The organism is Sphingomonas parva (ex Maeng et al. 2020) (assembly GCF_004564275.1).
In the GTDB taxonomy this organism is placed as follows: Bacteria; Pseudomonadota; Alphaproteobacteria; order Sphingomonadales; family Sphingomonadaceae; genus Allosphingosinicella; species Allosphingosinicella parva.
This window is the reverse complement of the sequence record NZ_SPDV01000071.1, coordinates 1-10,555: the sequence shown is the minus strand read 5'-3', so window position 1 is coordinate 10,555 and position 10,555 is coordinate 1. Positions and strand designations below refer to the sequence as shown.

13 protein-coding genes are annotated in these 10,555 nt (G+C 70.0%); 4 read left to right on the top strand and 9 right to left on the bottom strand.

Going from position 1 to position 10,555, the window contains the following annotated elements:
- The 4 genes from E2493_RS19885 to E2493_RS19870 form a co-directional block, all read right to left on the bottom strand.
- Window positions 1-1,332, bottom strand: a 1,332-nt coding sequence (locus E2493_RS19885) for an AAA family ATPase (protein ID WP_167737651.1), incomplete at its 3' end; no start/stop codon positions are given.
- A gap of 30 nt (window positions 1,333-1,362) precedes the next feature.
- Entirely contained in the window at window positions 1,363-2,073 is a 711-nt protein-coding gene (locus E2493_RS19880) for a DsbA family protein (RefSeq protein ID WP_135090373.1), read from the bottom strand.
- The gene (locus E2493_RS19875; RefSeq protein ID WP_135090371.1) at window positions 2,073-2,813 is read right to left on the bottom strand and encodes a DsbA family protein; all 741 of its coding nucleotides are present in this window, start codon (window positions 2,811-2,813) and stop codon (window positions 2,073-2,075) included. Before E2493_RS19875 ends, E2493_RS19880 begins: the two co-directional genes overlap by 1 nt.
- Window positions 2,810-3,427, bottom strand: a complete 618-nt coding sequence (locus tag E2493_RS19870; protein ID WP_404828343.1) for a DUF721 domain-containing protein — start codon at window positions 3,425-3,427, stop codon at window positions 2,810-2,812. The genes E2493_RS19875 and E2493_RS19870 overlap by 4 nt, the downstream gene beginning before the upstream one ends.
- Window positions 3,428-3,441: 14 nt before the next feature.
- On the opposite strand from E2493_RS19870, the gene mutY reads away from it, so the two are divergent.
- From mutY to E2493_RS19855, 3 genes are all read left to right on the top strand, one after another.
- The gene (mutY, locus tag E2493_RS19865; protein ID WP_135090369.1) at window positions 3,442-4,443 is read left to right on the top strand and encodes an A/G-specific adenine glycosylase; all 1,002 of its coding nucleotides are present in this window, start codon (window positions 3,442-3,444) and stop codon (window positions 4,441-4,443) included.
- The gene (nudC, locus tag E2493_RS19860; protein ID WP_135090367.1) at window positions 4,440-5,294 is read left to right on the top strand and encodes an NAD(+) diphosphatase; all 855 of its coding nucleotides are present in this window, start codon (window positions 4,440-4,442) and stop codon (window positions 5,292-5,294) included. The genes mutY and nudC overlap by 4 nt, the downstream gene beginning before the upstream one ends.
- A 97-nt stretch (window positions 5,295-5,391) precedes the next feature.
- Window positions 5,392-6,111 (top strand): c-type cytochrome, encoded by a 720-nt coding sequence (locus tag E2493_RS19855; protein WP_135090365.1) that lies wholly within the window; start codon window positions 5,392-5,394, stop codon window positions 6,109-6,111.
- A gap of 310 nt (window positions 6,112-6,421) precedes the next feature.
- Here E2493_RS19855 and E2493_RS19850 read toward each other — a convergent pair whose 3' ends face one another.
- Complete coding sequence (locus E2493_RS19850) at window positions 6,422-7,306, bottom strand: LOG family protein (RefSeq protein WP_135090363.1); 885 nt, start codon at window positions 7,304-7,306, stop codon at window positions 6,422-6,424.
- Between the two features lie 107 nt (window positions 7,307-7,413).
- Window positions 7,414-8,058 (bottom strand): extensin family protein, encoded by a 645-nt coding sequence (locus E2493_RS19845; RefSeq protein WP_135090361.1) that lies wholly within the window; start codon window positions 8,056-8,058, stop codon window positions 7,414-7,416.
- Window positions 8,059-8,190: 132 nt separating this feature from the next.
- On the opposite strand from E2493_RS19845, the gene E2493_RS19840 reads away from it, so the two are divergent.
- A complete protein-coding gene (locus tag E2493_RS19840; RefSeq protein WP_135090359.1) occupies window positions 8,191-8,697 on the top strand; it encodes a hypothetical protein in 507 nt (168 codons plus the stop codon).
- A 42-nt stretch (window positions 8,698-8,739) separates the two neighbouring features.
- Here the strand turns inward: E2493_RS19840 and E2493_RS19835 are convergent, their stop codons facing one another.
- The 3 genes from E2493_RS19835 to E2493_RS21420 form a co-directional block, all read right to left on the bottom strand.
- Window positions 8,740-9,033, bottom strand: coding sequence for a hypothetical protein (locus E2493_RS19835; protein WP_135090357.1), 294 nt, complete (start codon window positions 9,031-9,033; stop codon window positions 8,740-8,742).
- Entirely contained in the window at window positions 9,030-9,671 is a 642-nt protein-coding gene (locus tag E2493_RS19830; RefSeq protein WP_135090355.1) for a hypothetical protein, read from the bottom strand. Before E2493_RS19830 ends, E2493_RS19835 begins: the two co-directional genes overlap by 4 nt.
- Window positions 9,672-9,736: 65 nt before the next feature.
- Window positions 9,737-10,555 (bottom strand): hypothetical protein (locus E2493_RS21420; protein WP_167737650.1); only part of this gene is annotated, 819 nt, incomplete at its 5' end.

Sequence of the window (10,555 nt, the reverse complement as noted above, 5' to 3'; positions counted from 1 at the left end):
TGCCGCCCGGAGGGTCTCGACCAACGGCCGCTCGTCGCCGAGCGCCTTCATCTGCTCGGCCAGCCGCTGCGCTTCGATCTCGGCGCGCGCGCGCTTGCCGCGGGCCGCATCGAGCGCGGCCTGGGCGACCCGCGCCTCGGCCTGCTCGGCGGCCTGGACGGTGCGGGCCTTGCCGAGCTCGGCCTCGGCGGCGAGCGCCGCATCCTCGAGCTCGACCGTGCGGATGTCGATCGTGCCGCGCGCCGCCTCGGCCGCGGCGAGGCGGGCGGCGATCTCCTCCCCCTCCCGCGCGAGCCGGGCGAGCGCCGCCTTGGCATCCTCGGCGAGCGCTGCCTCGCGCACCCGATCGGCGGCGAGGCTGGTGCGGCGATCGGCGAGCTCGCGAATCCGCCGGGCGACCATGTCGCGCTCGGCGCGCAACGTGGCGAGGCGATGGCCGAGCGCGGTCGCCGCCTCGCGCGCCGCCTGCGCGGCCTTGCGGCGATCGGCGAGGATCTGCGCGGCCTGGGTCTGGTAGGCGGCGGCGTTGCGCTGCGCGTCGGCGGCGCGATCGACCCGGGCTACGGCCTCGTCGGCCTCCTTCTTCGCCGCCTCCGCGGCCTGCGCGGCCTCGCGCCAGCGCGAGAAGATCATCCGGGCTTCCGCGACACGGATCTGATCGGACAGCCGGCGGTACCGCTCGGCCGCCTTGGCCTGGCGGCGCAGCGCGGCGACACGATTCTCCATGTCGCCCATCAGCTCATCGAGCCGGGTGAGGTTCGCCTCCGCTGCCCGCAGCTTCTGCTCGGCATCCTTGCGGCGGACGTGGAGACCGGAGATGCCCGCCGCCTCCTCCAGCATGGCACGGCGCTCGGTCGGCTTGGCGGCGATGATCGCGCTGATCTTGCCTTGGCTGACCAGGGCCGGCGAATGCGCGCCGGTCGCGGCATCGGCGAACAGCAAGGCGACGTCCTTGGCGCGGACATCGCGGCCGTTGACCCGATAGGCCGAGCCGGCGCCGCGCTCGATCCGCCGGGTGATCTCGACGTCGCCCGCCGGCGCGAAGGCGACGTCGCCGGAGACGTCCTCGGTCTGCCGCTCGACCAGCATCGTGACCTCGGCGAAATCGCGGGCCGGACGCTGGGCCGTGCCGGCGAAGATGACGTCGTCCATGCCCGAGCCGCGCATCGACTTGGGGGAGCTCTCGCCCATCACCCAGCGGATCGCCTCGAGCACGTTGGACTTGCCGCAGCCGTTGGGGCCGACAACGCCGGTGAGCCCCGGCTCGATGCGCAGCTCGGCGGGCTCGACGAAGCTCTTGAAGCCGGAGAGCTTCAGCCGCTTTATCTGCATCCCCGCCCCCCGGCGCGCATCCCGCTCCTCCTAGCCCCCCGCCTGCCTGATCAGCGGCTCGAGATCGGCCCATTCCTGGGTGCGGATCATCCTGCCGTTGACGAAGAAGGTTGGCGTGCTGTGAACCCCGAGCTTTCCGGCCGCCGCGTTCATCGCATCGATCCTGGCGAGGCCGGCCTTGTCCGCGAGGCAGGCCTTGGCCCGCTGCGGCGCCACCCCGGCGGATGCGGCGAGCTGCGTCAATCCCGCGATGTCGGCGATCCGGCCATACATCTCGGCATCGGGAAGCGCGCTCAGCTTCAATTTCTCGTCGATCGTGATCCCCTCGATCCGAGCGACCCATTGCGGCTGGGTGGCGTAGAGGCTCTCGGTCAGCCGGAAGTAGGTTGCGGGCGGCGCGCAGCGCGAGATCAGGGTGGCCGCGACGTCCGTCCCGTTGAGGATGTAGTTGCGGAACTCGAAGCTCAGCCGACCCGTCCGCACCCGCGCCTCCAGCGCCGCCCTCGCGGTGGTGCTGAAATGGGCACAGTGCGGGCAGGTGAGCGAGCCATATTCGACCAGCTTCACGGGCGCTGCGGGGTTGCCCATCCGGAAGCCGCCCTGCGGCGTCACAACGACGGTCTTGGTCCAGTCGCGGGCTGGGGCGGGACGCGCCGACCCCGGCCTCGCCGTGGGCGCGGCCTCCGCCGGAACAGCGAGGCAGGTCGCTGCCGCCGCGGCCAGGAGGAGACCGCGTGCCATTACCGCAGCGCCGCCTGCAGCAGCGGCTCGAGCGCCTTCCAGTCGGAGGCCTCGGCGAGCTTGTTGTTGATCAGGAAGCTCGGGGTGCCCGAGATCTGATATTCCTTGCCGGCGCTGTCGGTGCCCTGGACGAGCCGCTGAACCTGCGCCTGATCGGCAAGGCAGGCCTGCGCCTTGGCGGCCGGCACGCCGCGCGCGCGGACGAACTGATCGAGGCCGAGCGCCTGCGCGAAGGCCGAAGCCGGCTGGGCCGAAGCCTGGAGCTGCTGCTGCTGCGCCTCCGACAAGGACTGGGCGCGGCCGAGCCATTCCTCCTGCGCGGCGAAGAGCTGCTCGGTCAGCGGGAAGAAGGCCGCCGGGCCGTTGCAGCGGGCGAGGATCGCGGCGCCGAGATCGGCGGGATCGCGGATGAAGTTCCGGAACTCGAAGCTGACCTGGCCCGACTTCACATATTTGTCGATGAGATTGGGTGCCCCCTCCTCGGCGAAGGCGGCGCAGTGCGAGCAGGTCATCGAGCCGAACTCGACCAGCTTCACCCGCGCGTTGGGATTGCCCATCAGCATGCCGCCCTGCGGCGTCTCGCTCACCATCTGGGTCCAGTCGCCGCCGTTCGGCGCCGCGACCTGCTCGACCTGGAAATTCTGATCGGCGACCGCGCCGTTGCCGGCGGAATCATTGCCGCCGCAGCCCGCGACCATCAGTGCAAGGGCAGCAACCGCGCTGCCGGTGAATGCCTTCATTTCTTTCTCTCTCCAATCCTGCCCACGACGGGGATCGAGACGGTGAACCCGCCCGTGCCCTGCCCTTCACTCGCCGCAACGCCGCGCGCAAGCGCCTCCATGCAGGCGCGAAGCTCGGGATCCGCGATCTCGCGCAGCGATTCGCTGACGTCTGCGGGTATCTCCGCCTCCGGTTGCCCCGACGGAGCCCTGAGGTTCCTCAGTGACGGCGGAGACGTGCGCGCATTCGCGCGCGCGACCTGAACCAGGCCTTGCTTGAACTGCACCCGGCTGACCGCCTCATAGCCGAAGAAGCGGTTCACCCGTTCCACGATCACCGGCGCGACATGCTGCATCACCGGCGCGTGCGCGCCCTCGACTACAAGGGTCAGGACCCCGCCCGAACGGCGGCCAGGCGGGAAGCGGATCGATTCGGGGCAGGAGACGCCGGCATAGCGATCGCCGACGATCTCCTTCCAGCGGCTGACCACCGACGACTGGACGAAGCCGAAACGCCGGAAGGCCGCGCCGCCGACGACGGGCAGCATTTCCGATACGGCGCGCGCGCGATTGGAGCGCGGCGCATCCTGCTGCTTTTTCGCTGTCCCGCCCGGTTTGCCCATGGCCCGGAGCATGGCATAGGCGGCCCATGCCCGTCGATGCATCAAATGCCCTGCTCCGCTGGTATGCTGTGGATAAGAGGCGACTTCCCTGGCGCGCGGAGGCGGGCGAGCGGCCCGATCCCTATCGCATCTGGCTGTCCGAAGTGATGCTTCAGCAGACCACCGTCGCCGCCGTTCGTCCCTATTTCGAAGCCTTCACCAGCCGCTGGCCCAAAGTCGCGGACCTCGCCGCAGCGCCCGAGGCGGATGTGATGGCCGCCTGGGCGGGCCTTGGCTATTACGCCCGAGCGCGCAATCTGGTCGCCTGCGCACGCAAGGTGGCCGGCGAGCTCGACGGCATCTTTCCGGACAGCGAAGCCGCGCTTCGCGCCCTTCCCGGCGTCGGCCGCTACACCGCCGCGGCGATCGCGGCGATCGCCTTCGGCCGGCGCGCAGTGGTGGTCGACGCGAACGTCGAGCGGGTGGTCTCGCGGCTGTTCGCGGTCGAGGAGGCGCTGCCCGGCGCGCGCGAGCGCCTCTACGCACTGACCGACGCACTGACGCCCGAGCACGGCGCCGGCGATTTCGCGCAGGCGATGATGGACCTCGGCTCCGGCATCTGCACCCCGCGCAGCCCCGATTGCGGCCGCTGCCCCGTCGCGGCGATCTGCGCGGCGCGCGCGCGGGGCGAGCAGGAGCGCTTCCCGGTCAAGGCGCCGAAGCGCGCGCGGCCGCGGCGCGAGGGCGTCGCTTACTGGCTGGAGCATGACGGGCACGTGCGGCTGGTCCGGCGGCCGAAGCAGGGCCTGCTCGGCGGCATGCTGGCCCTACCGACCGACGACGCGCCGGCCGAAGTGCCCTGGCGGGAGGCGGGGAGCGTCGATCACGTCTTCACCCATTTCGCTTTGACGATGCGCCTGCTCTGCGCCGAATCGGACCGGCGCGACGACGGCATCTGGTGGCCGATCGAGCGGATCGACGAGGCTGGCCTGCCGACCCTCTTCGCCAGGCTGGCCGCCCGCGGCAGCGCCTGGAGGGAGGCGGCATGATCGGCTTCACCGGCGCCCGCGTAGATCGCGCCGACAACCTCCGGCTCGACGAGGCGCGGCTGGCCGAGCTCGCCGCGCACGAAGGCGCGCGGATGATGCAGCTCGACGGCCTCGACCCGGTGGTCGACGCGGACGGGCGGCTCGCCTGGACGGCGGTGGCGAGCGAAGGCGAGCGCATCTTCCTCGGCCTGGCCGGCGACGTTCCGCTGTTTGCGCCGCTGGTGCGCGGTGACCCCCTGCAGCGCGGCAACGCCTTCGCCCTGCTCGGCAGCATGCCGGCCGAGGATGCGGCGCTGTGGGGCGGCGCCCGAAGCCTGATCGGCTGGCACGGGCGGCACATGTTCTGCGGCGCCTGCGGATCCGCGACCGCGCCGTTCCGCGGCGGCTGGGGGCGTCGCTGCGGCGGCTGCGGCGCCGATCATTTTCCCCGGGTCGATCCGGTGGTGATCATGCTCGCCGAGCACGAGGGCCGGGTGCTGCTCGCGCGGCAGCCGCAATATCCGCCGCGGCGCTACTCGGCCCTCGCCGGCTTCGTCGAGCCCGGCGAGTCGGTCGAGGAGGCGGTCGCCCGGGAGATCAGGGAGGAAGCGGGCATCGAGGTGCGCAACGTCCGCTACGTCGCCAGCCAGCCCTGGCCATTTCCGGGGCAATTGATGATGGCCTGTGTCGCCGAGGCGCTGTCGAGCGAGCTCACGCTCGATCTCACCGAACTCGAGCATGGCTTCTGGGCGAGCCGCGAGGAGGTCGCCGCCGCGCTCGCGGGGGCTCCGGACGCGTCCTTCCTGGCCCCGCCCCGGTTCGCCATCGCGCACAGCCTGCTACGCCACTGGGTCGAACAAGAGCGGCGTTGAGCCGCTTGCTCCGTCGCGCGGTGCCGCCTAAAGGGGCAGCCGAGTTTCCCACCTGCGCGCCCCGGGCGCGCGCCCCTCAAGAGGTCTGAACACGGCAATGGACAATCGCAACAACACGATTGCGGGCTGGGTGCTTGGCGCGGGCATCGTCGCGCTCGGCGCTTCGATCGTCACGGCGGAGATGTTCCACGCCGAGCGGCCCGAGAAGATGGGCTATCCGATCGAGGGCGTGACCGGCGCCGACACCGGCGAGGGCGGCGGCGAGGCCGAGCAGCCGATCGCGAACCTGCTCGCCAGCGCCGACGTCGCCAAGGGCGAGGCCGTGTTCAAGAAGTGCACCGCCTGCCACACCGCGAACGCGGGCGGCCCGAACGGCACGGGCCCGAACCTGTGGGGCGTGATGGGCAAGCCGATCGGCCAGCATGCCGCCGGCTTCGCGTACTCGCCGGCCCTGTCCGGCCACGGTGGCACCTGGGGCTTCGAGGAGATGAACCAGTGGCTGAAGTCGCCGCGCGACTTCGCCCCGGGCACCAAGATGACCTTCGCCGGTCTCGGCAAGGCCGAGGACCGCGCCAATCTGATCGCCTGGCTGAACGCCCAGGGCAGCAACCTGCCGCTTCCGGCGCCGGTCGCCGCCGCCGGCAACCCGGCCGAGGCCGCGGCGGAAGCCGCCGACCAGCCGGCCGCCGGCGACAAGGCCGAGAACGAGCCGGTGCTCAACGAGGCGACTGCTGCGACCGCCAAGGGCGGCCAGAGCAACGTCCACGGCGACGGCGCGCCGAGCGTCGACGGCCGCGCGGGCCAGGAAAAGAAGTAAGGCAGAACGGGTGACGGCTGCGGCCGTCACCCGTTCCCGCGGTGTCGTACGCAGAGCGATGCTCAGGCGGGATGGTCAGCCGCGAGCTGCCGCCCCCCAGGCGGACCCGGCGCATCACAACCAATGAATCGTTCGGGCTGAGCCCGTCGAAGCCCACCCCTTCTGTTCCTCATCGTCTTCCGAAGAGGCGCAGGAAGAGGCTTCGACAATGATGGGGCGCCGCCATCGCGCGGACGGCGGCCAGACGCCCATCATCAGCCCGAACGATGATGTGCAACGGACCGGTGAGAGCGTCTCGCCAGCGGCGATCCTATTTCGCCATCTCCACCGGCATTTCGCGGGCGTGGTAATAGTCGCAGACGAACTTCCACGCTTCCTCGGCGGTCTCCACGAAGTGGAAGAGCTCGAGATCCTTGGGGGCGATCACGCCTTCCTCGGCGAGCGCCTCGAAACCGACGACCCGCTCCCAGAACTCGCGTCCGAACAGCATGATCGGCAGCGGCTTCACCTTGCCGGTCTGGATCAGGGTGAGCAGTTCGAAGAATTCGTCGAACGTGCCGAAGCCGCCCGGGAACACCGCCACCGCGCGGGCGCGAAGCAGGAAGTGCATCTTCCTCAGCGCGAAATAGTGAAACTGGAAGCTCAAAGACGGCGTGACGTACGGGTTTGGCATCTGCTCGTGGGGCAGCACGATGTTGAGGCCGATCGATTCCGCCCCGACGTCGCAGGCTCCGCGATTGGCCGCTTCCATGATCGACGGACCGCCGCCCGAGCAGACGACAAAGTGCCGCTGGCCGTCGGGACCCTTGTCGACCTTGCTGCACAAGCGCGCGAGCTGCCGGGCCTCGTCATAATATTTCGATTTGTCCTTGAGGCGCTGGGCGACGAGGCGCTGGTGATCGGTCGCCGCGGCGGCGAGGATGGCCTCGGCCTTCTCCGGCTCCGGAATGCGGGCCGAGCCGTACATCACGAACGTCGAAGCGATTTTCGCTTCGTCGAGCAGCAGCTCCGGCTTCAGCAGCTCGAGCTGGAAGCGGACGGGACGCAGATCCTCGCGCAGCAGGAAGTCCATGTCCTGGAAGGCGAGCCGATAGGCGGCATCGCCGGTCTGCGGGGCGGGCGTCGGCTGATTGGCAACCTGGGCTTCTTCGCGGGCGCGCGGAAAGACGCGCTTCGGGGGTACGATCTCAGTCATGGGCAGTGCCTTAGAGCGTTTTGAAGAAAGGGGGAATCACCGAGGTCTCGGGATTTCCGAATGATATCGGCGCCAAGCGAATCGCCGGCCTGCCGCGACCGCGCTTGTTAGCGACAATAAGGGCCGCGGCCCATGTCGAAATGCAGATGGTCGCGATGAAAGGCGTTGGCGTCCGGGCCGAGGACGATGCCGAAGCGGCGACAGCCGGCGCCGTGAACGTCGCGGAGGAAGCGGCGGACCTTCTCATCCTCGCCGTTCCAGCCCTGCAGAACGGAGATCCGCCTTCCGTCGGCGAGCACGAAGGCGCCGACGTCGACCGCATTGGCGCGGCCGTGCTCGCTGAGGCGCTTTCCTGCCTGGCCGTTGACCGGCCGGCAGCTGTAGGTGCCCATGCTTTCGATCCGCACCACGCTGCGGCCGAAGGCGGCATCGGCGGCGGGCTGCACCGCCTCCCGCACCCAGCGGGCGAACTGCCGCGCCACCGGGCAGGTCATCGCCTTGAGGTTGGTGACCGGGGTGCCGATGTCGAGCAACTGCACCGCGCCGAGGGCCGAGCAGCCGCCGGCGAAGACCTGATCCGGGAGCGCGCGGAACTTCACGCCCTCGCGGGTGAGATTGGCGTGGCATTGCAGCGTCTCGCGCGACGTCGCGGCCGCGGGCACCCTGGCCTCCTTCTCCGGCCGGCGTTCGGATTTCGGGATGCACCCGCCGAGCAGCAGCAAGGCGAGGAGCAGCGAGACAAGCCGCGACATGAGCGGACGGTGGTGCGCCGCCGATCGGCCGTCAACAGCGAGGCGACGGAGCGAGCCAGTGGCGGCCCGAGCGGCTTCTGTCCCCTCGCCGCCGCCGATGCTATGAGGAGCGCGCTTGTGGGGAGGATGAAGATGGCGCGTTTCCGGCGATTTGAGGCTCTGCTCCTGCTTTGCCTCGCCCTGACGGCGTGCGGAGATTCCGCGTCGTCCGACGCTGCGACAAAGCCAGTCGAGGCGGCAGCGAAGACGGCGGCGCCGCGCGCCTGCGACGTGCTGACGTCGGCCGATGCGGAGAAGGCGCTCGGCAGGGCGGTGCAGCGCCTGCCGAACGACGGCGGCCCGGCAGGGCTCGATATCTGCCAATATGGCTATCAGGGCGAGCGGATCGCCGACGCCGGAAACGTCAGCGTGACGCTCCAGCCGGTCGATATCGCGAGCCTGCGCAAAGGCGTGGTGGACGCCGGCGGAACGCCGGAGCCGGTTGTCGGGCTCGGCGATTCCGCCTTCTGGACCGCCGATTACGGCCTCTATGTCGGCAAGGGCAACAGGACCGCCATCTATCTGCTTGGCGCCGGCGGAATGGCCGACGCCAAGGCTCGGTCGATCGAGCTTGCGCGCGCCACCAGCGGCAGGTTCTGAATCCTCCCGCCGGCGCGCATCCGCCCCCCGGATCGGATCGCGCTACTTCGCCGCTTGCGGCTCGTCCGGCGAGGTCTCCAGGACCGCCTTGGTCAGGCGGTTGAGCTGCGCCATCTTGTTCAGCGTTGGCGACGCGCTGTACAGCGCCTTCAGATAGGCGACGTCGGGCGCGCGGATGCTGGGCGGCGCCTCATGCCCTTCCTCGAACAGGGTGAGAATCGTCTCGACCTGCGCGGGCTCCTTGGGCGGTTGGGCGGCGGCGAGCGCGCGCATCGTCGCATAATCAGCGATCTGCATCGGCGTCTTGCCGTTCACCGCCGCCGTCTCGACGATCACGTAGGATTGCAGGATCGCCTGCTGCGTCGTCTGCTTGATGATCGAGGAGGACCGCGTCCGCAGCGTGCCGGTGCCGAGCCGCCGCGGGGCATGTCCGCCGCCTGGCTGGCGTCGCCGCTGGTGACGCGATTGGGCGGCATGCGCGAGAAGGAATTGCGGCCGGCGCCGTTCGACGCGAAGACGTGGCCGTCCTCATTCTGCAGCTGGACGGCGTTCCAGGCGAGCGCCGGGCGCTGGTCGCTCATCAGCCGTTCCATCTCGCTATGCTCCATGCCGCTGAAGAAATGCGGCTTCTGCTCGCGCAGCTCGGCGACGAAAGCCTGGCTGTCCGGAACCACGACGATCCGCAGGTTGGCCGCGCAGCCGGGCTTGGCGAGCTTCACCCCGACATGCTGGGCGACCTTACGGACCCGCTCGACGATCACCGAGCCCTGCTCGGCGGCGAGCCCGATAACCTCGGGACAGACCGGGTTGCGAAAGGTCGGCAGCTGGCCGTCGACCGGCCGCGACACGTCGTTCACGTAGCGGCGCGCCGTCTCCCTGGTCAGCCGCTCGCCGGTGACGACGATGTCGTCGGAACCTGCAGGCTGCGGCGCGGCCTGTGCCGCAAGCGCCAGCGCAATCGTCAGAGCGAACATCCCTCAATCCCTCCTCTATTCAGTCCCGACGTCGAGCTAGCCGGTATTTCGCGTCCACGAGCCGCTCACTTTCCGGCGCCGGCGGGCTCCTCGGGCGAAGTCTCGAGCACCGCCTTGGTCAGGCGGTTGAGCTGCGCCATTTTGCCGAGCGTCGGGGAGGCGCTGTAGAGCGCCTTCAGATAGGCGACATCGGGCGCCCGAATGCTCGGCGGCGCCTCGCGGCCGTCCTCGAACAGGGTGAGAATGGTCTCGACCTGCTCCGGCTCCTTCGGGGGCTGGACCGCGGCAAGCGCCCGCATGGTCGCATAATCGGCGACCTGCATCGGCGTCTTGCCGTTCACCGCCGCGCTCTCGACCACGACATAGGATTGCAGGATTGCCTGCTGGGTAGACTGCTTGATGATCGAGGCCGAGGACGCCCGCATCGTGCCGGTGCCGGCGCCGGCGCGCGGCATCCCCTCGGCCGCCTGAGCCTGGTCGTTGCCCGCGCTCACCCGATTCTGGCTCATTCGGCCAAACGAGCTGCGGCCCGCCGAGTTGGAGGCGTAGACGTTGCCGTCCTCGTTCTGCAGCTGGACCGAATTCCACGCCAGCGCCGGCCGCTGATCCTTGAGCAGCCGGTCGATCTCGGTGAGCTCCATCCCTCCGAAGAATTCCGGCTTCTGCTTGTGCAGCTCGGAGACGAAGGTCTGGCTGTCGTCGACCACCACGATCCTGAGGTTCGGGGAGCAGCCCTCCTTGGCGAGCTTGACCCCGACATGCCTGGCAACCTTGCGCACCCGGGCCTCGATCACCGAGCCCTGCTCCGCAGGCAGCCCGATCACGCCGGGGCAGACGGGATTGCGGAAGGTGGGCAGCTGGCCGTCGACCGGCCGCGACACGTC